This window comes from Streptomyces sp. Y7, from assembly GCF_043195415.1.
Taxonomy (GTDB): Bacteria; Actinomycetota; Actinomycetes; order Streptomycetales; family Streptomycetaceae; genus Streptomyces.
Genome location: NZ_JBIDDQ010000001.1, coordinates 836,903 through 858,769 on the forward strand (window position 1 = coordinate 836,903; position 21,867 = coordinate 858,769).

Consider the following 21,867-nt stretch of genomic DNA (forward strand, 5'->3'; position numbering starts at 1 on the left):
GCGACGCTCAGCGCTGCTCGCTCCGGAGCACCAGCAGGGCGATGTCGTCGAGCCGCTGGGCGGTGGAGGCGGCGCCGCCCAGCAGCGTGTCGATGAGCCGGTCCAGGTCACGGTCGTCGGCATCCGCGAGGTGCTGCGCGAGACGGCTGATCGCGTCCTCGAGGTCGATGCCCGGTGTCTCCACGAGACCGTCGGTGTAGAAGGCGAGCAGCATGCCCTCGGTGAGCGGGATCTCGGCCGGGTGGAAGACGGCGTCGGGGTCGATGCCCAGGAGCGGTCCGGGCGGGACGACGACGGCCCGGGTGTCGCCGTCGGGCAGGCGGAGCAGCGGCGGCGGGTGGCCGGCACTGGCGAGTGTCACGCGGCGGCGGCCGAGGTCGAGATGCGCGTAGAGACAGCTGGTGAACAGGTCGGGGGCGAGGTCCGTCAGGAGCCGGTTGGTCCGGTGCAGGACCTGGTCGGGGGACGTGCCGAGGGTCGCGTGGGCGTGCACGGCCGTGCGCACCTGGCCCATCAGGGCCGCGGCCGCCACGTTATGCCCCTGGACGTCGCCGATGACGGCCGCCGCGGCGCTGTCGCCGAGCCGGATCAGGTCGTAGAAGTCCCCGCCGATCTCCATGCCCCGGGTCGCGGGCAGGTAGCGGGAGGCGACCCGCAGGCCGTCGAGCGCGGGCAGGCCGCGCGGGAGCAGGGCCTCCTGGAGGCCGTGGGCGAGGTCGTGCTTGATGTCGTACAGCCGGGCGCGGTCGAAGGCCTGGGCGATGAGTCCGGCGAGCGACGTCATGACGGCGCGTTCCTCGGCCGGGAACTCGTGAGGGCTGTCGTACGACAGGATGCAGACGCCGACGGGCCGGCTGGAGATGATCAGCGGCAGGAAGGCCCAGGCCTTCTTCCCGCTGACCAGGGGGGCCTCGGGGTAGGTGCGCCGCATCTCCTCGGGGTCGGCGAAGAAGGCGGGGACTCCGCTGCCGAGGGCCTGTCCGGCCGGGGTGAACGTGGTGTCGAGCGGCAGGCCGTCGAGGCGCCTGATGGTCTCGGCGGAGTAGCCGCGGTGACCGGTGATGCGCAGCCGGCCGGCCTCGGCGGTGGACAGGACCAGGCCCTGGGCGCCGAAGGCCGGCATGATCTGGTCGGCGACCAGATCGACGACGTCCTGGACGCCGACCACCTCGGTCAGGCCGGCGGCCAGGTGCGTGAGCTGGTACAGCCGGCCGGCGCGGGCCGGTGTGACGGTGCTCGTGGAGCGGCGGGGCGCGGGCGCCGGCGGCGCCTGGGCACCGGCGGGCACGATACGGGCGCTGATGCCGCCGGCGTCCGGGTACAGGTGAATGTCCAGCCAGTGGTCCGGAGGGCGGCACACGGTGAACGCGACGGGCTCCCTGCTGATCACCGCGGCACGGTAGCGGTCCTCGTAGGTGGGGTCGTCGAGCCAGCGCACGGACTGCCACGGCAGCGTGCCCAGCAGCTCACCGGCCTCGCGTCCGAGCAGCTCGCAGGCGCCCGAGCTCACGTACGTGACGCGCCCCTCCAGGTCCAGGGCGCAACTGCCGCCGGGCAGCCGCTCGACGAAGTCGGCGACGGCCGGCTCCGGACTCGCCGCGCGGCCACGGATGGTGGCGGAGACGACGCGTGGCCGTTCGCCGCGCGCGGCGGCGCCGGCTCGCCCGGCGCCCTCCTCCAGCAGCCGCGCGAGCCGACGGCAACTGGAATTGATGTTGCCCAGTTCCCGGCGCGTCATGAACGGCGGGCGGGTGGCCGGCCACATCAGCAGCAGGGATCCCCAGGTCCGTGCGCCGCTCACCGGCGCCGCCGCCAGCGCCAGCGGGTATGGCAGTGCCAGGGCGGTGCGGGGGTAGCAGCGGACCATCTCCTCCTGGCTGCCGACCCACACCACACGGTCCTCGCGGACGGCGTCGGCCACGGGCGCCGGGGAGGCCAGCGGAACCCTGGTCCACGGTGCGGCGAAGTCGACGGGCATCCCGCTCAGCACGTCCAGGTACAGCACCGGCCCGTCCGGCGCGAGCAGGTACAGGGCGCCGATCGACGCTCCGGTCCGGCGCATCGTCTCGGCGAACGCGGCATCCAGCGCGTCGGCGCCGAGGGCCGGATCTCCCGTAGCGGTCATGCCTTCCGCTCCCCTCGGGACGCGGCACGGCACGGCCGCGTCTACCCGAGTTGATCCATATGGCGACGTTACGCCCCTGGGGAGTGCTCGGCACGTGACAGGCGGGTCGAACGGCGTTCCCCGAACGCGGCCTGTGAGGCCGGCGTCACCGGTCTCACGGGCACCGGGTCCACGGCCGCCGAGTCCGGGGCAAGTTCCGGCTCTCGGGGCTCGGGCCTTGGAGCCCGGCCGTCAGGCGCGGTCGCCCTTGGGCCTGCCGCGCTGGTCGGGGGTGCCGTGCGGCGGCGGGCTGAAGGGCTGCGCCGATGTCGCGGGCGAGGCCGGGGAACCCGCACGGCGGGCGCCGCTCTCGGGCCGCAGGGCGCCCGGATCGCCGGAGGTGGGCTCGGCACCGGCGTCCAGCTGATCCAGACGTGCGGCCAGCAGTGAGGTGACCGGGAGCCGGTCGCCGTGCGAGCGCTCGTAGGCCATCAGCTCCTCCACCTCCCCGGAGGACAGCGACCGTACCCGGCTCTCCAGCCCGCCGATCGGCAGATGGTCGTAGTCGGGCAGCGGCAGGGTGTTACGGGCGGGATCCGCCATGGCTCTCACTTCCCTGGGTGCGACGGCCCCGATCGGCGGACGCCACGGGGCCGGTCGGACGACCCGTTCCGCGGGTGACGGCGGGACTCAGCCCGAGCCACCGCTGCCGAACGAGCCGCTGCGGCCCTCGTTCCACCGCCGCCGCCCCTTCAACGAGCTGCGACGTGAGGGCATGTTGCCGTGTCCGGGCATTTCGTGCGGGGTCAGCCGGTGGTCGCTCCTGGGCACCACGTCGGGCTCCCGGCGCTCCCGGACCTCCCGCACCGGCCCTTCGTCGGGCAGTCGGGGCTGTTCCTCGGGGCGCGGCGGAGCGGATTCACGGCGCCTGACCCGGTACCCCAGTACGAAGCCTCCGAGCAGCAGCCCTACGACGACCAGTCCGGCGACGACCAGGCCGATGCCCAGCGCGCCTTCCGCGGCGATGTCCGTCCTTGCGATGTCCATGGGCGCGCGAGTACCCCCGGGCACCACAGGTGAACCGGGTGAACCGGGTGAACCGAAGCGCCCGCGAGCTCCACCGAACGCCCGGCCCCGGGATCGGCGCGGTCGGCGCGGTCGGCGCGGTCGGCGCGGTCGGCGCGGTCGGCGCGGTCGGCGCGGTCGGCGCGCATGAACTTCGCCGCCGCACGGTCGATACTGCTGGAAGCGGCGCGCTCGGCACGCCGGTGCGCGCTCCGGGCCGGCCCCGGGTGACACCACGGGGACCTGACCGGCCGTCACCAGGGCCGCTGACCCGGCGACCCGGTCCGTCCGACCCACGAGGAGGACCCGCGGTCATGCGTGACATCCTCCCGGTGATCGGTGGCTGGTACGCGGCCGGAGCGCCGTTCGGGCTGGCCACCGTGGTCGCCACCAGCCGCAGCGCGCCGCGCGACCCGGGTGCCGCGATGGCGGTGGGCCCCGGCGACGAGGTCGTGGGCAGCGTGTCGGGCGGGTGCGTGGAAGGTGCCGTGTTCGAGCTCGCGCGTGAGGTGGTGGCGAGCGGCGAGCCGCGGCTGGAGACCTTCGGGTACAGCGACGAGGACGCGTTCGCGGTCGGGCTGACCTGCGGCGGCGAGATCACCCTGCTGGTGCGACCCGTGACGCCGCAGAACGACCCGGCCTTCGGCGAGGTCACGGAGTCGGTCGCGGCGGGCCGCCCGGTGACCGTGGCGACGGTGACCGACGGGCCGGCGCCGCGCGGTGCGACGCTCGCCGTGTGGCCCGACCGGGTGACGGGCACGCTGGGCACGCCCGGCCTGGACGTGGCGGTGAGCGCCGACGCGCGCGGCGAGCTCGCCCAGGGCGCCACGGGCCTGAGGCACTACGGTCCGCACGGCGAGCGGCGCGAGGACGCGGTCACCGTCTTCCTGCACTCGTTCGCCCCGCCGCCCCGCATGCTGGTCTTCGGCGCGATCGACTACGCGGCCGCCGTGGCCCGTATCGGTGACTTTCTGGGCTACCGGGTCACGGTGTGCGACGCGCGCGCGGTCTTCGCCACGCCGCGGCGTTTCCCGCAGGGCGTGGAGGTCGTCGTGGACTGGCCGCACCGCTACCTGAGCGGCACGGACACCGACGACCGCACGGTGATCTGCGTGCTCACCCACGACCCGAAGTTCGACGTGCCGCTGCTCCAGGAGGCGCTGCGGCGCCCGGCGGCGTACATCGGGGCGATGGGCAGCCGACGCACCCATGACGACCGGATGCGGCGGCTGGCCGAAGCGGGCCTCGGCGAGCGGGAGTTGGCGCGGCTGCGCTCGCCGGTCGGGCTCGACCTGGGGGCCCGTACGCCCGAGGAGGTCGCGGTGTCCGTGGCCGCCGAGATCGTCGCGCTGCGCTGGGGCGGCAGCGGTACGCCGCTGACGGCGACCGCGGGGGCGATCCACCCGCGCGGCACCCGCCGGAGGTGACCGGGGCGAGGCCCGGCCGGCGACTCGGCCGACGGCCGATGTGTAAGGCGCGGGCGTACGGGTAGTCGCGCCACGTCGGAGGCATTTCTTGCCCCCGGAGCACAGCCTCTGAGCGGGAAGGAGGTCCATGACAGCGCACTTGCAGCGCCCGGGCCGCTTCCCTGCACACGGAGCGGCCCGGATCCTGTGCGGGCGCATGCCCCGTTGACGCCGGGCGTCAGCGCTGTGGCAGCCGGTGCAGCTCCACGTCCTCGAGGCCGCTTCCGGACACGGTCGCCGTCATGTAGGTGCAGTGCGGCTGTCGGCGGCGGTCCGTGGGAGAGCCCGGATTCAGCAGGCGCAGGCCGGTGGCGGCGGTGGTGTCCCACGGGATGTGGCTGTGGCCGAAGACCAGGACGTCGAGATCGGGGAAGCGGGCCGCGCAGCGCGCCTCGCGGCCCTGCGCCGGGCCCGTCTCGTGGACGACCCCGAAGCGCAGACCGCCCAGCTCGACGTACGCCACCTCGGGCAGCCTCGCCCGCAGATCCGGCCCGTCGTTGTTGCCGTGGACCGCGACGAGCCTGGCGCTGTGCCTCTCCAGCAGGTCGAGCGTGGCGGTGTCCACCCAGTCCCCGGCGTGGAACACGACATCGGCGCCCGGCAGTTCGGCGAGCAGCCGATCGGGCAGGGCCTTGGCGCGCTGGGGCAGATGGGTGTCGGACATCAGAAGCAGACGCACGACGCCAGGCTACCGGCGGAAAGGGATCACCGACCTGCCGGTTCTCCGCTCGTACGACCTCCCCGAGCCGCCGATTCGCCGTGCCACGCCGTGTCGTTGAGCGGTGGACAAAAGCCGATACAGGGTTAGCATCTGGCCACGAGCGCCGTAATCTGACGCAAACGCCCAGCGACCCCTAGGGGGCTCGGAGACCGATGCCGATCAAGGTCAGCGTGGTCGTGCCCGTGTACAACCCCGGGGTCTATGTCGAGGACTGCATCGACTCCCTCCTGCGCCAGTCGCTGCCCCCCGACGAATACGAAGTGATCTTCGTCGACGACGGCTCCACCGACGAGACACCCGCCCGGCTCGACGCGCTCGCCGCCGCGGAGTCCCGGGTCACCGTCGTTCACCAGGAGAACTCCGGCTGGTCGGGCAAGCCCCGCAACGTCGGCATCGGCGCCGCCCGGGGCGAGTACGTGATGTTCGTCGACAACGACGACTACCTCGGCGACGAGGCCCTGGAGCGGATGTACGACTACGGCGTGGCCCACGGCGCCGACGTCGTCGTCGGCAAGATGGCCGGCAAGGGCCGCGGCGTCCCGGTGGAGCTGTTCCGCCGCAACCACCCCAGGGCCACCGTCGAGAACGCGCCGCTGATCGACAGCCTCACCCCGCACAAGATGTTCCGCCGCGCCTTCCTCGACGACATCGGGCTGCGCTTCCCGGAGGGCCCGCGGCGCCTGGAGGACCACGTCTTCGTCACGGAGGCGTACCTGCGCGCCGCCAACGTCTCGGTCCTCGGCGACTACGTCTGCTACTACCACGTCCGCCGCGACGACGCCTCGAACGCCGGATTCCAGCGCTTCGATCCCGGCGGCTACTTCAAGAACCTGCGGGAGGCCCTGGACGTCGTCGAGCAGTACACCGAGCCGGGACCACTGCGGGACCGGCTCTTCCGGCGCTGGCTGCGGGTGGAGATGGTCGAGCGGATGCGCGCGCGACGGCTGCTCGCCCTGCCGGCGGACTACCGCCGCGAGCTGTTCGCCGAGATGCACCAGGTCGTCGTGGAACGCTTCGGTCCGGGTGTCGCGTCCGGGCTCCAGCCCACGCAGCAGGTCGTCGCCGCACTGATCACCGCCGACCGGTACGACGACGTCGAGGCGTTCGCCGAGTGGGAGGCCGGCATCGCCCTCACGGCCGTCCCCGAGCGCGTGGCCTGGGAGGACGGCCGGCTGCGGGTCGGTTTCAGCGCCGAGTACACCTCCGCCGCCGAGCCGATGACCTTCGTCGCCGGCACGGCGCCCGCCCCGCTGGACGGTGCGCCCGGCGACCTGGCCGCCGCCGTCGCGTGGGTGAGCGCGGACACCGCCGCCCGGTTCCAGCAGGCGACCGCGGATCTGCTGGTGCGGGAGCGGGCCAGTGCCGCCCAGTACTTCCAGCCGGTGGAGTTCACCCGCGAGGAGGTGCCGGCCGGTGACGACGGCCGGGTCCGCCTGGTGCTGCGCGCGACGGCCACCGTCGACCCCGCCGCCCTCCCCCAGGCCGGTGTCTGGGACGCCCTGGTGCGTGTCCGGCTGGGCGGCTGGACCAAGGAGTGCCGCCTCGGTCCGGCGCCGCGAGGAGCCCGCCCCACGCCGCCCCCGGCGCTGGCCGGCGGCCATGTCGTCCTGCCGTACTGGACCTCGCCGCACGCGCACCTCGCCCTCGACGTGGACCGGGCGACCGGCCGTCTGGGGCTGGGCACGCTCTCCCCGGACGACGTGACGACCGCGGGCGGGCGGCTGCGGATGCCGCTGCCGTTCCACGTCCCCGGCGACGGCGCCGAGGCCGCCCTCCGTCTCACCTCCTCCTCCCGCGCCACCCTCCAGGTGCCCGCCACGCTCTCCCCGCGGGTCTCCGGCGCGTTGCTGGAGGCGGCGCTGCCCCTGGACGACCTGCGAGGCACGACCTGGCGGGTGGCGCTCGGCACGCCGGGACCGCGCTTCCTCGCCCTGCCGTTCGCCCTGCGCGCCGGCCCGGGCGTCGGCGGGGTGCGCGTCGTCCGCGTCCCCGGGCCAGGCGCGCTCCGACGACTCGTCCGCAGGGCCCGGCGCAGGCTCGGTACCGCACTGGGCCGTACCGCGACCCGGCTGCGGGCCCGGACCGGCAGGAGGTGACGGCATGCGCTCGCTCGGCATCGAGGGCGCGTGGGCACTGGAGCCCAAGGTCTTCCCGGACGACCGGGGCAGCTTCCACGAGTGGTACCGGGGCGCGGAGTTCCGCGAGGCCACCGGCTACGACCTGAGCCTGGCCCAGGCCAACTGCTCGGTCTCCCGCTGGGGCGTCCTGCGCGGAGTGCACTTCTCCGACGTGCCGCCGGGACAGGCCAAGTACGTGACCTGTCTGCACGGCGCCGTCCTGGACGTGGTGGTCGACATCCGCGTCGGCTCCCCCACCTTCGGCCGCTGGGAGGCGATCCGCCTCGACGACGACAGCCACCACGCCCTGTTCCTCGCCGAGGGACTGGGCCACGCCTTCATGGCCCTCACCGACGAGGCCACGGTGGTCTACCTGTGCTCGACCGGCTACGCCCCCGAGCGCGAACACGGGGTGAACCCGCTGGACCCGGAACTGGCCATCGACTGGCCCGAGCACATCCCACCCGTCCTGTCCCCGAAGGACGCCCAGGCCCCGTCCCTGGCCCAGGCCCGCGAGGCGGGCCTGCTCCCGACCTACGAAACCTGCATGGCCCACTACGAACACCTACGAAACGGCCCCACCTGACGCCGGGACACGAAACGGCCCCGCCCGGCGCCGGGACCGGCAACGCCGTAAGGGGCGCGGGGAACTGCGCGACAAGCCACGGCGAACCCGCGGCCACCCGACGACAGAACCCGCCACCACCCACAACCGGCTCAACCGCCGGAGGCAACCCGCTCAACCGCCGGAGGCAACCCGCTCGACGGACGCCCGCAGCGGCTCCCACCCCCGCGACCGCCCCACACCCAGCCGCCGGGCCCGCGCCAACGGCTTCCAGAAGCTCGCCCCGAGCAGCGCCTCCGGCGCCACCGCCGCACCGCGGTCCAGGATCGTCTCGGGCACCTTCTGCGGATCGGGCACGTCGTACTCGGCGACGATCTCGTCGTACCGGTCGCGCAGCACCGTGTTGCGGTGATCGGCGCCGAACACGACGAGCTGCCCGGTGGGCTGGGTGTCGACGAGGACCGTCACCAGATCGGGGCGGTACCGCCCGAGGATCTCGGCGAGCTTGTACACGTCGCCCGTCCACGCGCCGGTGTGCCGGTCGCGGGCGGCCTCGTCGACGTTGCGCGGCAGCATGTCGTCGAAGACGATCACACTCGTCCAGTCCGAGTGCCGTTCGATGTTCATGAAGTCCCGCAGCGCGTACTCGAACAGGTGCATCCCGTCGATGAACGACAGGTCGAGGACGGTACGCCGCCAGTAGGCGAACGGAGGGCGCCCCCGGCGCAGGTTCCGCAGCGGATGACGGCCGCCCTTGAGGTGGATGAGCGGTTTGGCGCGGGCGAAGAAGTCGTCGCTGGTGGCCTTGACCAGGTGGACGTCGCAGCGGATCTCCGTGACGACCTTGAAGGCGGGGTCGACGGCGATGGTGGGGACGCGGGAGAGCCGGAGACTGCGGCCGTCGTTGACGCCGATCTCCAGGTAGTTGCGGTTGCCGCTGACCTTGTGCAGTTCCTTCAGGAACTCATGGCGTTTCACGAAGGGTCTCCTTGCGGATCCGGGGCAGTGCTTCGTGCAGGGCGGTGCGCCAGTCGCGCGCCGGTGCGAGGCCGAGCCGCTGCCGGCGGCCGTGCGCGAGGACGCTGTACGCGGGGCGGGGCGCGGGCCGGGGAAAGGCCGCGCTGCTGACGGGGCGTACCCGGTCGGGGTCGGCGTCCAGGAGCCGGAACACCTCCCGGGCCAGGTCGTACCAGGTGGCCGCACCGGAGTTGGTGGCGTGCAGGACGCCGGTCGTGCCGCCGCCGATCCGTGGGCCGAGGTCGGCGAGGAAAGCGGCGACGTCGGCGCTCCAGGTGGGCTGCCCGCGCTGGTCGTCGACGACGTCCACGGTGTCCAGGCGGGCCTCGAGCTCGATCATCGTACGGACGAAGCTGCGGCCGTGGACGCCGTACAGCCAGGCCGTGCGCACCACCGCGCTCGCGTCCGGGAGTTCGTCCACGACACCCTGCTCACCGGCCAGTTTGGTGCGGCCGTAGGCGGTGCGGGGCGCCGGGGGCTCGTCCTCCGGGTAGGGGGTGCCGGCGTCTCCGGCGAAGACGTAGTCGGTGGAGACGTGGATCAGTCGGGTCCCGTGGGCGGCGCAGGCCCTGGCGAGGAGGCGCGGGCCGTCGCCGTTGACGCGCAGGGCTTGTGCCTCGTCCTGTTCCGCGTCGTCGACGGCCGTGTAGGCGGCGCAGTTCACGAGCAGGTCGGGGCGGTGGGCGGCGAAGGCGCGCTCGACGGACTCGGGGGCGGTGATGTCGAGGGCGGCGTGGTCGAGGGCGGTCACCTGCTCGCCGCGGGCGCGGAGTTCGCCGACGAGGTCGTGGCCGAGCATGCCGCCCGCGCCGGTGACCAGCCACCTCATCCGTGCTCCTCACCGGCGCGCCGTTTCAGCGGCTCCCACCAGGAGCGGTGGTCGCGGTACCACTCGACGGTGGTGGCGAGGCCGGCGGTGAAGTCGTGGCGGGGCCGGTAGCCGAGTTCGGTGCGGGCCTTGGTCCAGTCGACGGAGTAGCGCAAATCGTGGCCCTTGCGGTCCTCGACGTGCCGCACCCGGTCCCAGTCGGCGCCGCAGGCCGTCAGCAGCAGCCCGGTGAGGTCCCGGTTGCTCAGTTCGGTGCCGCCGCCGATGTTGTAGATCTCGCCGGGGCGGCCCTTGGCGCGGACGAGTTCGATGCCCTGGCAGTGGTCGTCGACGTGCAGCCAGTCCCGCACGTTGAGTCCCTCGCCGTAGAGGGGCACCTGCTCGCCGTCGAGGAGGTTGGTGATGAACAGCGGGACGACCTTCTCGGGGAACTGGTGCGGGCCGTAGTTGTTGGAGCAGCGGGTGACGCGCACGTCGAGGCCGTGGGTGCGGTGGTAGGCCAGGGCGAGCAGGTCGGAGGAGGCCTTGGAGGCGGAGTACGGCGAGCTGGGCCGCAGGAGGTCCTCCTCGGTGGAGGAGCCCGCCTCGACGGAGCCGTAGACCTCGTCGGTGGAGATGTGCACGAAGGGTTCGACGCGGTAGCGCAGGGCCGCGTCCAGCAGGGTCTGGGTGCCGACGACGTTGGTGAGGACGAAGTCGCCGGCGCCGTCGATCGAACGGTCGACGTGGGACTCGGCGGCGAAGTGCACCACCTGGTCGGCCTCGGCCATCAGTTTGTCGACCAGTTCGGCGTCCCGGATGTCCCCGCGGACGAACTCCAGCCGGGGGTGGTCGAGTTCGAGGTTGTCGAGGGTGCCGGCGTAGGTGAGCTTGTCCAGCACGGTGACGCGTGGCGCGTCGGGCGCGTCCGGTGCGTCGCGGGCGAGCAGGGTGCGGACGTAGGTCGATCCGATGAAGCCGGCGGCGCCGGTGACGAGAAGGTTCATGTGTGGATCTGCACCTTGCTGTGGTCGCCGAGGACGAGGTGGTGGGCGCTGGGGACGCTGGGCGCCGGGGTGACCTCGGCGTGCCGGCCGATGAGCGAGGACTCGATGCGGCCCACCCCGTGGATGGTGGAGTCCCGCAGCACGATGGAGAACTCCAGCTCGCTGTCGACGACGCGGCAGTTCTCGGCGATCGAGGTGAACGGGCCGACGAAGGAGTCCTCCACGACGGTGCCGGCGCCGACGACGGCGGGGCCGACGATGCGCGAGTTGACGACGCGTGCCCCTTCCTCGACGACGACGCGCCCGACGGCCTCCGACGCCTCGTCGACCTCGCCGTCGATGCGCCGGCTGAGGCTCTCCAGGACGGTCCGGTTCACCTCCAGCATGTCGGCGACGTTCCCGGTGTCCTTCCAGTAGCCCTGGATGACGGTGCAGCGCACGTCGGCGTGGGAGTCGATCAGGTGCTGGATGGCGTGGGTGATCTCCAGTTCGCCGCGCCAGGACGGGGTGATGGAGCGGACCGCGTCATGGATGACCGGGGTGAACAGATAGACACCGACCAGCGCGAGGTCGCTCTTGGGGTGTTCGGGTTTCTCCTCCAGGCCCACGACCTGGCCCGCCTCGTCCAGTTCGGCAACGCCGAAAGAACGGGGGTCCTGCACATGGGTCAGCAGGATCTGGGCGTCGGGGCGGTTGCCGCGGAACTCCTCCACGAGGTCGGCGATGCCGCCGACGATGAAGTTGTCGCCGAGGTACATGACGAAGTCGTCGTCGCCCAGGTAGTCCCGGGCGATCTGCACGGCGTGCGCCAGCCCAAGGGGGCGTTCCTGGGGGATGTAGGTGATCTCCAGGCCGAATTTGGATCCGTCGCCCACGGCGTCCTGGATCTCCGCGGCGGTGTCACCGACGATCACACCGACGTCGGTGATGCCGGCCGCGGCGATGGATTCCAGCCCATAGAAGAGCACGGGTTTGTTTGCCACCGGCACGAGCTGTTTGGCCGAAGTGTGCGTGATCGGCCTCAGGCGCGTACCGGCACCGCCGGACAGCACAAGAGCCTTCATCTGCTTCACCTTAGCCGCGATTCCGCCATTTTGATGGGTTCGGTTGGCCTCTGCGCCATCCCGGGGCTGCCCGGTGTTCACCGGAATCGGAGCTTCAGTCGTCGGCGACGATCTCGCTCCACACCTGTTTTCCGCCACTGACCGGCACGGTGCCCCACGTTGTCGACATGGCCTCGACCAGCAGGATTCCGCGCCCGCCGGTCGCCTCCCAGCTCAGGCTGGTGGGCTTGACCGGGCTGCGGGGCGAGGCGTCGGCGACCGCGACGCGGACCCGGTCGTTGACGCGCGTCAGATCGAGGCGGACTCGGCCATCGGTGTGCACGAGGGCGTTGGTGACGAGTTCGGACACGACGAGCAGCACGGTGTCCGCCTCCCGCTGCGCCACGCCCCAGGCCCGCAGGGTGCGGCGGGTGAAGCGGCGGGCGTGTCCGACGGCCTCCGGGACGCGCCAGACGGTCCAGCTCTCGCGCAGGGGCCGTACGGCCATGCCGTCGTAGCGCAGCAGGAGCAGGGCGATGTCGTCGTCGCGGCGGGCGCCGACGAGCAGGGCGTCGGCGACGAGGCCGAGGTGGGCGGGGTCGGAGCGGGCGAGTTCACGGGCGAGCCGGTCCATGCCGGTGTCGATGTCGTCCTGGGCGGACTCGACGAGGCCGTCCGTGGTCAGCGCGACGATGGTGCCCGGGGTCAGCCGGAGCGGGCTCATCGGAAAGTCGGCCTGCCGCAGCACACCGAGCGGCGGGCCGCCCTCCGCCTCGGCGATCTCCGTGCCGCCGTCCGGCCGGCGCAGGACCGGCGGGAGGTGTCCGGCCCGCACGCACCAGCCGGAGCCCTCCTCCAGGTCGACGTCGACGTAGCAGCAGGTGGCGAAGAGATCGGTCTCCATGTCCATCAGCAGGCGGTTGGCGTGGTGCACGACGACGTCCGGGGGGTGCCCTTCGGCGGCGTAGGCGCGCAGTGCGGTGCGCATCTGCCCCATGAGGGTGGCGGCGGCCGCGCTGTGGCCCTGGACGTCGCCGATGACGAGGGCGACGTGGTTGTCGGGCAGCGGGATCAGGTCGTACCAGTCGCCGCCGACCTCCAGTCCTGCCGTGGTGGGCAGATAGCGGGCGACGGCCTCCGCGCCGGGCAGCCGGGGCAGCCGGCGGGGCAGCAGCTGCCGCTGGAGCATGCCGACGAGTTCGTGTTCGGCGTCGAAGGCGTGGGCACGCATCAGCGCCTGGCCGGCGAGGCCCGCGGAGGCGGTGAGCAGGGCCCGTTCGTCGGGGCCGAACTCGTGCGGGGTGTCCCAGCCGATGAGGCAGGCGCCGGCCATCCGGCCCCCGGCGGGCAGCGGCAGGACGGCCAGCCCGCCGGGGCCGACGTCGGCGAGGGCGGGTTCCAGCGGAGTGCCGGCCGGCCAGATCCGGGCCCGGCCCTCGCGCAGTGCCGCGGCGAGGGTGGGCATGGCGCGCACGGGCGCGTCCGGCCACTCGGTGCGCCACTCCAGGCGCCACAGCTCCGGCCAGGACTCGGGTTCGGGCGGGTCGAGCACGGTCACGACGAGACGGTCGTGCTCCAGCTCGGCGAGGGCGATGCGGTCGGCGCGCAGCGGCTTGCGCAGGGCGGTGACGACGGCGTGGCTGACGTCGCGGACGGTGCCGGCGGTGGCGAGGGCCGCGGCGAGGCGCTGGACGCGGGCCACGTCGGTGACTTCGGGGCGCAGGGTGGAGGCGTCGGCGACGGTGCCGACGAGCCGGGCCGGGCGGCCCTCGCCGCCGGGCAGCAGGCGGCCGCGCAGCCTGAGCCATCTGGGCGGGCCGGCGGGCTGGAGGACCCGGAACTCCAGTTCACGGTCGCCGATGGACATGTGGTCGGCCTCGACGACCGACATCAGTGACGGCAGGTCCTCCGGGACGGTGAGGCCCAGCAGGGTCTCGACCCTGCCGTCGAACTGCTGCGGTCCGATGCCGAACAGTCCGAGGAGACCGTCGCCGACCTCGACGCGGCCGGTGTCCATGGCGAGGCTGAACGCGTTGACCGGCAGTTCGCCCCCTTCGAAGGCCGCGGCCGGGGCGGGGTAGGTGATGGCCGCGGCGACCAGCTCCAGGCACCTGCGGTCCTCGGCGTCGAAGCCGCCGAGGCGCTCGCTCACGGCCAGCAGGCAGCCGCCGTCGCCCTCGGCGGGCAGGACGGCCAGGGAGAAGTCCTGGGACGGGGCACGCCGGGACTCCGCGCGCCCGGCGAGTTGTTCCGGGCCGAGCCAGACGGCGCGGCCGGTGCGCCGGGCGTCGGCGAGCGGGGAGCTTCCGGTCGGCGCGTATCCGTCGCGCAGCCCGTACAGGGTGCGGGGCACGCCCGCGGCCTCGGCGAGGCAGAGCAACTCGCCGTCCTCACTAGGTGTGTACACCGCGGCCAGGGTCGCTCCGGCGAAGACGAGCGCCTGTTCCAGGACCCGTCGCAGCCGGTCGGGCGAGTCGGGGTCCTCGGAAAGCGCCTTCAGGGCCCCTTCGGCGCGCAGACTTCTCGTCCTGCCTCCCGCGGTGCCCTCACTGACCACGTCCGCCATTACAGCGCTTATGAGCCACCCGCGCAGCCCCTGTGAGCGTTCCGTGCAGCCGAAACCCGTACGGCGCTCGAAAACGAGCCGAACATGTCTTTACGCATGCGTTCCGCACGGTGATCTCGTGACAGACGTGACTGTCCGTGGCCACCGGCCCGCTGGAAGGCTCTGTGCCGGGCCTGCGGAGGGGGGACGTATGGACAAGCGCTACGAGGTGTACGCGCTGGCGGACAGGCACTTCTACGAGACGCCGGACCGGTTGTCCGCCGACGGCACGGGAGCCGCGCCGCTGTACGAGACAGCGCGGCGCGAGGCGCCCGAGGGCTGGCGGGCCGCGCGGACCGGCGACTGGCTGAACCTCGCGCCGCTCGGCCCGGACGGCACCGCGCTGCCGGACCGCGCCCAGGGCTGGAAGATCCATGTCTCGGCGACCCTCGCGAACGCCGAGCGGATCGCGCGGATCGTGTGGGACTACTGCGTGCCGCGGGGTGTCGCCTTCAAGTTCGTGCCGGGCCCGCACCTGCTGCATCTGCGCAACGCCAAGTACGCGGGCCGGGACTCCAGCGGCAAGTTCGTCACCGTCTATCCGGCCGACGACGAGCAACTCCACACGGTGCTGCGGGAACTGGGCCGGCTGCTGGAGGGCTTCGAGGGGCCGTACGTCCTGACCGACCTGCGTTGGGGCGAGGGTCCGCTGTACGTCCGGTACGGCGCCTTCGCGCGGCTGTTCGTCGTCGACGAGCGCGGTTCGCTGGTGCCCGCGGTGCGGGACGGCGAGGGACGGCTGGTGCCGGACCGGCGGGCGCCGTCGTTCCAGGTGCCCGAGTGGGTGACGCTGCCGGCCTTCCTGGCCCCGCATCTCGCGGCCCGCAACACCACGACCGTCGGCGAGCTGCCGTACCGCATCGAGAAGGCGCTGCACTTCTCCAACGGCGGCGGGGTGTACGCGGGCACCGACACGCGTGACGGTCGCAAGGTCGTGCTGAAGGAGGGCCGGCCGCACGCGGGGCTCGCCGCGGACGGGGCGGACGCCGTCGCCCGGCTGGAGCGGGAGAAGTTCGCGCTGGAGCAGTTGGCGGGCACCGGGGTGGTGCCCGAGGTACGGGACTGGTTCCTGCTCGGCGACCACCGCTTCCTGGTGATGGACTTCGTGCCGGGGCGCCCGCTGAACTCGTTCTTCGCCGAACGCCACCCGTTGATCGGCCCGGACCCCGACCCGCGCGCGGTGGCCGACTACACGGCCTGGGCGCTGCGCATCCACGGAGCGGTCGAGCGTGCCGTGGAGGCGGTGCACGCGCGCGGGATCGTCTTCAACGACCTGCATGTCTTCAACATCATGGTCGCCCCGGACGAGGAGTCGGTGTCCCTCCTCGACTTCGAGGCGGCGGCGCAGGTCGGTGAGAACGGCCGGCAGGTCGTCGCCCACCCCGGCTTCATGGCCCCGCCGGACCGCAGGGGCGCGGACGTCGACCGCTACGCGCTGGCCTGTCTGCGGCTGGCGATGTTCCTGCCGGTCACCACGTTGTTCGTCGTGGACCGCGGCAAGGCGGCGCATCTGGCGGAGGTGATCGCGGACCGGTTCCCGGACGTGCCACGGCAGTTCCTCGACGAGGCGGTCACCGAGATCACCCGGGACGTGCCCGCCGGCCGCCCGCCGACGCCGTCCGCACCCCGCTCCGTCCCGGCGTCGTTCGTGGAGCCCGGCGACTGGCCCTACAGCCGCGACTCGATGGTCAAGGCGCTGCTCGCCTCGGCCACCCCGGAGCGCGAGGACCGGCTCTTCCCCGGCGACATCGGCCAGTTCTCCGACGGCGGCGGACTGGGCCTGGCCCATGGCGCGGCCGGCGTGCTGTACGCCCTCGCGGCATGCGGCGCCGAACGCTACGACGAGGGCGAGCGCTGGCTGTTGGACCGCACGGACCCGCCTCCGTCCGGCACCCCGCTGGGCCTGTACGACGGACTCGCGGGGGTGGCCCACGTCCTCGGTCTGCTGGGTCACCGGCAGCGCGCCCTGGACCTGATGGACACGATCCTGCGCGAGCGGTGGCAGCGGCTCTCCTCCGACCTGCGGGGCGGGCTGGCCGGGCTGGGCCTGGTCCTGGACGACCTGGCACACACCACCGGCGAGCCGGAGCTGCGCGAGCGGGCCGCGGAGGCCGCGGACATCCTCGTCCGGCGTCTCGCCGAACCGGTCCCGGACGGCCAACGCCCGCGTGCCGGGCTGCTGCGGGGTGCGAGCGGGCCCGCGCTGTTCCTGCTGCGGCGTCACGAGCGGACCGGCGAACGTGCACTGCTGGACGCGGCCGGCGAGGCACTGCGCCGGGACCTCGCCTGCTGCGTCGAGCAGAAGGGCGGCTCGCTGGAGGTCGACGAGGGCTGGCGGAGCATGCCCTACCTGGGCGACGGCAGCGTGGGCGTGGGCATGGTCCTCGACGACTACCTCGCCCGCGCGGACGACGACACCGACGTGTTCGAGCGTGCCCGGGCCGGCATCCTCACCGCCGCCACCTCCCGCTTCTACGCCCAGCCCGGCCTGTTCCAGGGCCGTGCCGGGATGATCCTGCACCTCAGCCGTACGACCACGCCGGGCGCGAACGCGGACCGGCTCGCCGCCCAGATCGCCGGGCTCGGCTGGTACGCGATGTCCTACCAGGGCCAACTGGCCTTCCCCGGGCACCAGATGATGCGGCTCTCCATGGACCTGGGCACCGGAACGGCCGGCTGTCTGCTGGCTCTCCGTGCGGCCCTCGGCACCGACGAGGCGGGTGCGGCACCGGCCCACCTGCCCTTCCTGCCGCCGCTTGCGCGGCACACAGAACGCGGCTCCGCGAACTGACGGAGTCGTGACACCACCCCGTCCCCATGAGAAGGAGAGGAAACGAGATGGCACTTCTCGACCTGCAGACGATGGAGACCGAGCAGCACACCGGCGGCGGCAGCACGCTCAGCCTGCTGCTCTGCGCCAGCCAGGCCAGCATCAGCCTCTGTCTCTGACACTTCGTGCAGTGACGGTTCCGGGCGGTTCCCCTCCTCTGCGGAGGGGCCGTCCGGGCCCTTTTTCAGCACCGCGGAACAAGGCCGGAGCAGCATGACCACCCCTGCCGACGACCCTTCCCGGACCCTGGCCCGCTCGGCCGGCCGGCACAGCCGCGCCCGCACCGTGACGCTGGTCCTGGTGAGCACCGCCGCGACCGGTGCGGGGCTGCTGCTGCCCGCCGCGCTCGGCCGCACCCTGGACCTTCTGCTGGCGGGCACCCCCGCGACGGCCTGGGTGCTGTGCTGCGCCGCACTCGTCGTCGCGCTGGCCCTGCTCGACGCGCTCCAGAGCGTTCTGGTCGGCACCGTCGACGCCCGCACCACGGCCTGGCTGCGCCACCGGCTCACCGGGCACGTCCTGGCCATGGGCCCACGGGCGGGGGGCCGCTTCGGGGCGGGCGACCTGGTGGCCCGGCTCGTCGGCAACGCCGCGCAGGCCGGCACCGCGACGGCCGCCCGCGCCATCCTGCTCGCCGCGCTCGCCGGACCGGTCGGGGGCATCGCCGCCCTCGCCCTGATCGACCCGTGGCTCGCGGCAGCGTTCCTCGCCGGGGCCCCGGTACTCGCCCTGCTGCTGCGGGCGTTCGCCCGGGACACCTCCCGGTGCGCGACCGACTACCAGCGGGAACAGGGCCGGATCGCGGCCGCGCTCGCCGAGGCCGTCGACGGTCACCGCACCATCGCGGCGGCCGGCGCGGCGGACCGGGAGACAGCTCGGATCCTGCGGCCGCTGCCCGAACTCTCCCGCGCGGGGCACCGCATGTGGCGGGTGCAGGGCAGGGCCGCCGCCCAGGCCGTCGCCGTGGCCCCGCTCCTGCAACTCGGCGTGATCGCCGTCGCCGGCGCGCTGCTCGCCCGCCACCGGCTGTCCGTCGGCGAGGTGCTCGCCGCCTCCCGCTACGCGGTCCTGGCGACCGGCGTCGGCCTGCTGGTCGCACAGCTCGCGGCGGTGGCCCGGGCCCGGGCGGCGACCGGACGCCTCGGCGAGGTCGTCGCCCTGCCCACCCCGGCGCACGGCACGCGCCGGCTGCCTCCCGGGCCCGGCCGGCTGGAGCTGCGCGGCGTGACGGCCCGGCGCGGCGGACACGTCGTGCTGGACGGCGTCGACCTGGTCGTGCCCGGCGGCACCACCCTCGCGGTGGTGGGCCGCTCCGGCACGGGCAAGTCGGTGCTCGCGGCCCTCGCCGGACGGCTCGCCGACCCGGACGACGGCGAGGTCCTGCTCGACGGGGTACCGCTGCGCGACCTGACCCGTGACGGTCTGCGCGGCGCCGTCGCCTACGCGTTCGAACGCCCCGTCCTGCTGGGCGGCACGGTCGAGGACGCGATCGGCCTCGCGCTCACCGCCCCCTCCCCCGCCCGGGTCCGGCAGGCCGCCCGCACCGCCCACGCCGACGACTTCGTCATACGCCTGCCGGCGGGGTACGCCACCGCCCTGGCCGACGCCCCGCGCTCGGGCGGCGAGTCCCAACGCCTCGGTCTCGCCCGGGCGTTCGCCCACGGTGGCCGCCTGCTGATCCTCGACGACGCGCTGTCCAGCCTGGACACGGTGACGGAGGCCCGCATCACCCGGGCGCTGGCCGGCGGCGACTCCTCCGCCACCCGTCTGCTCATCGCCCACCGGGCGGCCACCGCGGCCCGGGCCGACGCCGTGGCATGGCTGGACGGCGGGCGGGTGCGGGCGGTGGGCCGGCACGCGGAGCTGTGGGGGGACCCCGCGTACCGGGAGGCGCTCACGGGAACCACGGCAGACCCCGCACCGCCGGCCGCCGGGACCCGCTCGTGAGCGGCCGTCTGCCCACCCGTGGGCTGCGATTCCTGCGGGCCCGGTGGCGCGTCGTCGTACGGCTCGGCCTCTGGTCGGTGCTGGAGACGGGGCAGAGCTTCCTCATCGGCTACGCCCCGGCCCGCGCGCTGGACGACGGGTTCCTACCGGGGCGTACGGCGACCGGGCTCGCGTGGCTCGGTGTCGCCGGACTGGGTGTCGTGGTGGGCGCGTACGGCACGGCGCGTGTGTACGCGGCGGTCGCGGCGCTGGTCGAACCGCTCAGGGACCTGCTCGTGCGGCGGGTCGTGGCCCGCGGGGTGCGTACGGCGGACCGTGGGGCGCTGTCGGGGCTCACCCAGCAGGTGGAGATCGCACGGGACACCTTCGCCGGGCTGGTGATGGTCTCGCGGTCGTTCGTCTTCACCGCCGTCGGCGCGCTCGCGGGCCTGTTCTCGCTCGCCCCGCTGCTGCTGCTCGTCGTGCTGCCTCCGCTCGCCGCGGGCGTCGGTCTGTTCGCGGTGACGCTGCGGCCGCTGGCCCGCCGGCAGGAGGCGTTCCTCGCGGCCGACGAGGCGCTGGCCGACCGGTTCGGTGCCGTGTGCCCCGGGCTGCGGGACATCACGGCGTCGGGTGCGGAGGACCGGACCGCCGCCGACGTGGGGCGCCTGGTGGACGCCGAGCAGCGGGCCGCGGGTTCCCTGGCCCGGTTCGGCGTCGTACGTGTCGCCGCCCTCGCCCTCGGCGGGCAGCTCCCGCTCGTGCTGCTGCTGGCCACGGCCCCCTGGCTGCTGCGGCACGGCGTCACCACCGGCGCCCTGGTCGGCGCCCTGGCCTACGTCACCCAGTCCCTCCTGCCCGCCCTGCACAACCTCGTCCACGGGCTGGGTACCAGCGGTTCACGACTGACCGTGGTGCTACGGCGTCTGGCCCCGCAGGAGACAGGCCCGCGGCACGGGGCCGACGGCGACCGGGAACAGGGCCGGGCCGACGGCGACGGAACCCAGGGCCAGGCGGACGGGGACCAAGGCCAGGCCGACGGCGACGGGGGACAGCGCCGGGCCGACGGCGACGGGGAACAGGCCCGGGGCCGGGCCGACGAGAGCCTGCCGACGCGCGCCCTCGCCCCGACCGCCCGTGACGCCCCCTCCGTACCCGCGGTGGCCGCCCGGGCCCGCGCCTCTCGTCCCCCGGGGAGCCCCCGGCCCCCGACCGAACCGCCCGCCGTGGCTCTGTCCTGCGTGACCTTCGCCTACGGCCCCACCGCGGTCCCCGTCATCGAGGACCTCGACCTGACCGTCCCCTCCGGCTCGCACCTGGCCGTCGTCGGACCGAGCGGGATCGGGAAGTCGACGCTGACGGCGTTGGTGGCCGGGCTCCTGGAGCCGCGGTGCGGCCGGGTGCGGGTGTGCGGGCAGGTCGTGCCGGGGCCGGACGCCCTCGCGAGGCGGGTGCTCATTCCGCAGGAGGCGTACGTGTTCACCGGCAGCCTCGCCGAGAACCTCGCCCAGCTGCGGCCGGACCCCGTCCCCGAGGAGGAGATCCTCGCGGCGGCCCGCGCGGTGGGGCTCGTACCGCTGCTCGAAGCGCTGGGCGGGCCGGACGGCCGGGTCGACCCGACGGCGCTCTCGGCCGGCGAGCGGCAGCTGATAGCGCTGGCCAGGGCCTACCTCTCGCACGCCCCGCTGGCCCTGCTGGACGAGGCGACCTCTCACCTGGATCCGGCGGCGGAGGAACGCGCGGAACGCGCCTTCGCGGCCCGTCCCGGCGGCACCCTGGTCGTCGTCGCCCACCGCATCACCTCGGCCCGGCGCGCGGACCGGGTGCTGATGATGGACGGCCGCGACACGGCGTACGGAACGCACGACGAGCTGGTGAGCCGCTCGGCCCGCTACCGCGAGCTCGTCGGTGCCTGGACGCCCTCGGGGCACGAGGGCTCAGAGCCATCCCTCGCCCTGCGAGATCCGGATGGCGTCGATGCGGTTGCGGGCTCCGGTCTTGCGGGTGATGGCCGCCATGTAGTTGCGCACGGTCCCGTGGGACAGGTGCAGGCTCCCCGCGATCTCCGCGACGGACGCGCCTTCGGCGGCGAGGGATAACACGCTGAGTTCGCGCCGGGTCAGCGGCATCTCGGCGGCCTTGAGGAAGCCGAAGCCCAGCGAGTCGTCGACGAAACGTTCCCCCTGAGCCACGCGGCGGATCGCGCGCACGAGATTGTCCGGTGAGCCCTCCTTGTCGACGTAGCCGAGCGCCCCCGCCTCCAGGGCCCGCCGGAGCAGCCCCGGCCGCCTCGCGCCGGCCAGGACGAGAAGGTGCGGCGGAGTGCGGCCGATCTCCCGGGTCCGCAGCTCGCCGAGCGGCGGGATGCCGTACGCGTCCGAGTACTCCAGGTCCGCCGCGCACACGTCCGGGCGTACCGATCGCACACGTGCGGGGGCGTTGCGCCAGGGGGTGTCGCAGACCTCCAGGTCAGGTTGTCTGCGTAACCACTCCGCCAGCACCGATCGCACCAGACACGCGTCGTGCACCACAAGGACACGGATCACTGCCGCCCCTCCAGCTCGCCGTTCGCCGCTTCCGTCGCTTTCATGGT

General features: G+C 73.8%; 16 protein-coding genes and 1 pseudogene. 7 read left to right on the forward strand and 10 right to left on the reverse strand.

What is annotated here, in order from left to right:
• Positions 1–7: 7 nt before the first annotated feature.
• From ACGFW6_RS03505 to ACGFW6_RS03515, 3 genes are all read right to left on the reverse strand, one after another.
• The gene (locus tag ACGFW6_RS03505; protein WP_393504210.1) at positions 8–2,125 is read right to left on the reverse strand and encodes a SpoIIE family protein phosphatase; all 2,118 of its coding nucleotides are present in this window, start codon (positions 2,123–2,125) and stop codon (positions 8–10) included.
• A gap of 231 nt (positions 2,126–2,356) precedes the next feature.
• A complete protein-coding gene (locus ACGFW6_RS03510; RefSeq protein WP_393504212.1) occupies positions 2,357–2,707 on the reverse strand; it encodes a hypothetical protein in 351 nt (116 codons plus the stop codon).
• Between the two features lie 87 nt (positions 2,708–2,794).
• Complete coding sequence (locus tag ACGFW6_RS03515; protein WP_393504214.1) at positions 2,795–3,151, reverse strand: DUF6479 family protein; 357 nt, start codon at positions 3,149–3,151, stop codon at positions 2,795–2,797.
• 332 nt (positions 3,152–3,483) lie between these two features.
• On the opposite strand from ACGFW6_RS03515, the gene ACGFW6_RS03520 reads away from it, so the two are divergent.
• Positions 3,484–4,596: an XdhC family protein gene (locus ACGFW6_RS03520; protein WP_393504216.1), complete on the forward strand. Its 1,113-nt coding sequence runs from the start codon at positions 3,484–3,486 to the stop codon at positions 4,594–4,596.
• 217 nt (positions 4,597–4,813) lie between these two features.
• Here ACGFW6_RS03520 and ACGFW6_RS03525 read toward each other — a convergent pair whose 3' ends face one another.
• Positions 4,814–5,314, reverse strand: a complete 501-nt coding sequence (locus ACGFW6_RS03525; protein WP_393504218.1) for a metallophosphoesterase family protein — start codon at positions 5,312–5,314, stop codon at positions 4,814–4,816.
• 194 nt (positions 5,315–5,508) lie between these two features.
• Between ACGFW6_RS03525 and ACGFW6_RS03530 the strand changes: the two genes are divergently transcribed.
• Positions 5,509–7,452 carry a glycosyltransferase gene (locus ACGFW6_RS03530; RefSeq protein WP_393504220.1) on the forward strand — a complete coding sequence of 648 codons (1,944 nt, stop codon included), beginning with the start codon at positions 5,509–5,511 and terminating at the stop codon, positions 7,450–7,452.
• 4 nt (positions 7,453–7,456) lie between these two features.
• A complete protein-coding gene (gene rfbC / locus ACGFW6_RS03535) occupies positions 7,457–8,059 on the forward strand; it encodes a dTDP-4-dehydrorhamnose 3,5-epimerase (RefSeq protein WP_393504222.1) in 603 nt (200 codons plus the stop codon).
• Between the two features lie 153 nt (positions 8,060–8,212).
• On the opposite strand, the gene ACGFW6_RS03540 is transcribed toward rfbC, so the two are convergent.
• The 5 genes from ACGFW6_RS03540 to ACGFW6_RS03560 form a co-directional block, all read right to left on the reverse strand.
• Entirely contained in the window at positions 8,213–9,016 is an 804-nt protein-coding gene (locus ACGFW6_RS03540; protein ID WP_393504224.1) for a class I SAM-dependent methyltransferase, read from the reverse strand.
• The gene (gene rfbD, locus ACGFW6_RS03545; protein WP_393504225.1) at positions 9,003–9,884 is read right to left on the reverse strand and encodes a dTDP-4-dehydrorhamnose reductase; all 882 of its coding nucleotides are present in this window, start codon (positions 9,882–9,884) and stop codon (positions 9,003–9,005) included. The genes ACGFW6_RS03540 and rfbD overlap by 14 nt, the downstream gene beginning before the upstream one ends.
• The gene (gene rfbB, locus ACGFW6_RS03550; protein ID WP_393504227.1) at positions 9,881–10,870 is read right to left on the reverse strand and encodes a dTDP-glucose 4,6-dehydratase; all 990 of its coding nucleotides are present in this window, start codon (positions 10,868–10,870) and stop codon (positions 9,881–9,883) included. The genes rfbD and rfbB overlap by 4 nt, the downstream gene beginning before the upstream one ends.
• A complete protein-coding gene (locus tag ACGFW6_RS03555; protein WP_393504229.1) occupies positions 10,867–11,934 on the reverse strand; it encodes a glucose-1-phosphate thymidylyltransferase in 1,068 nt (355 codons plus the stop codon). Before ACGFW6_RS03555 ends, rfbB begins: the two co-directional genes overlap by 4 nt.
• Before the next feature lie 94 nt (positions 11,935–12,028).
• A complete protein-coding gene (locus ACGFW6_RS03560; RefSeq protein WP_393504231.1) occupies positions 12,029–14,479 on the reverse strand; it encodes a SpoIIE family protein phosphatase in 2,451 nt (816 codons plus the stop codon).
• Positions 14,480–14,669: 190 nt separating this feature from the next.
• Between ACGFW6_RS03560 and lanKC the strand changes: the two genes are divergently transcribed.
• From lanKC to ACGFW6_RS03580, 4 genes and pseudogenes are all read left to right on the forward strand, one after another.
• On the forward strand, positions 14,670–17,309 hold the full coding sequence (gene lanKC / locus ACGFW6_RS03565) for a class III lanthionine synthetase LanKC (RefSeq protein ID WP_393504233.1): 2,640 nt from the start codon (positions 14,670–14,672) through the stop codon (positions 17,307–17,309).
• Between the two features lie 47 nt (positions 17,310–17,356).
• Entirely contained in the window at positions 17,357–17,467 is a 111-nt protein-coding gene (locus ACGFW6_RS03570) for a SapB/AmfS family lanthipeptide (protein WP_030956464.1), read from the forward strand.
• A gap of 94 nt (positions 17,468–17,561) precedes the next feature.
• Positions 17,562–19,295, forward strand: a complete 1,734-nt coding sequence (locus ACGFW6_RS03575; RefSeq protein ID WP_393504235.1) for an ABC transporter transmembrane domain-containing protein — start codon at positions 17,562–17,564, stop codon at positions 19,293–19,295.
• Positions 19,296–19,675: 380 nt separating this feature from the next.
• Positions 19,676–20,974: pseudogene (locus ACGFW6_RS03580) on the forward strand (ATP-binding cassette domain-containing protein); the annotation flags it as partial.
• A 237-nt stretch (positions 20,975–21,211) separates the two neighbouring features.
• On the opposite strand, the gene ACGFW6_RS03585 reads toward ACGFW6_RS03580, so the two are convergent.
• Positions 21,212–21,820, reverse strand: a complete 609-nt coding sequence (locus ACGFW6_RS03585) for a LuxR C-terminal-related transcriptional regulator (protein WP_393504237.1) — start codon at positions 21,818–21,820, stop codon at positions 21,212–21,214.
• Between the last annotated feature and the right edge of the window lie 47 nt (positions 21,821–21,867).

Excerpts from the sequence above, each read along its gene's own strand:
- ACGFW6_RS03505 (WP_393504210.1), bottom strand. The coding sequence starts at position 2,125 with ATGACCGCTACGGGAGATCCGGCCCTCGGCGCCGACGCGCTGGATGCC.
- ACGFW6_RS03510 (WP_393504212.1), bottom strand. The coding sequence starts at position 2,707 with ATGGCGGATCCCGCCCGTAACACCCTGCCGCTGCCCGACTACGACCAT.
- ACGFW6_RS03515 (WP_393504214.1), bottom strand. The coding sequence starts at position 3,151 with ATGGACATCGCAAGGACGGACATCGCCGCGGAAGGCGCGCTGGGCATC.
- ACGFW6_RS03520 (WP_393504216.1), top strand. The coding sequence starts at position 3,484 with ATGCGTGACATCCTCCCGGTGATCGGTGGCTGGTACGCGGCCGGAGCG.
- ACGFW6_RS03530 (WP_393504220.1), top strand. The coding sequence starts at position 5,509 with ATGCCGATCAAGGTCAGCGTGGTCGTGCCCGTGTACAACCCCGGGGTC.
- rfbC (WP_393504222.1), top strand. The coding sequence starts at position 7,457 with ATGCGCTCGCTCGGCATCGAGGGCGCGTGGGCACTGGAGCCCAAGGTC.
- rfbD (WP_393504225.1), bottom strand. The coding sequence starts at position 9,884 with ATGAGGTGGCTGGTCACCGGCGCGGGCGGCATGCTCGGCCACGACCTC.
- rfbB (WP_393504227.1), bottom strand. The coding sequence starts at position 10,870 with ATGAACCTTCTCGTCACCGGCGCCGCCGGCTTCATCGGATCGACCTAC.
- ACGFW6_RS03555 (WP_393504229.1), bottom strand. The coding sequence starts at position 11,934 with ATGAAGGCTCTTGTGCTGTCCGGCGGTGCCGGTACGCGCCTGAGGCCG.
- ACGFW6_RS03560 (WP_393504231.1), bottom strand. The coding sequence starts at position 14,479 with ATGGCGGACGTGGTCAGTGAGGGCACCGCGGGAGGCAGGACGAGAAGT.
- lanKC (WP_393504233.1), top strand. The coding sequence starts at position 14,670 with ATGGACAAGCGCTACGAGGTGTACGCGCTGGCGGACAGGCACTTCTAC.
- ACGFW6_RS03570 (WP_030956464.1), top strand. The coding sequence starts at position 17,357 with ATGGCACTTCTCGACCTGCAGACGATGGAGACCGAGCAGCACACCGGC.
- ACGFW6_RS03575 (WP_393504235.1), top strand. The coding sequence starts at position 17,562 with ATGACCACCCCTGCCGACGACCCTTCCCGGACCCTGGCCCGCTCGGCC.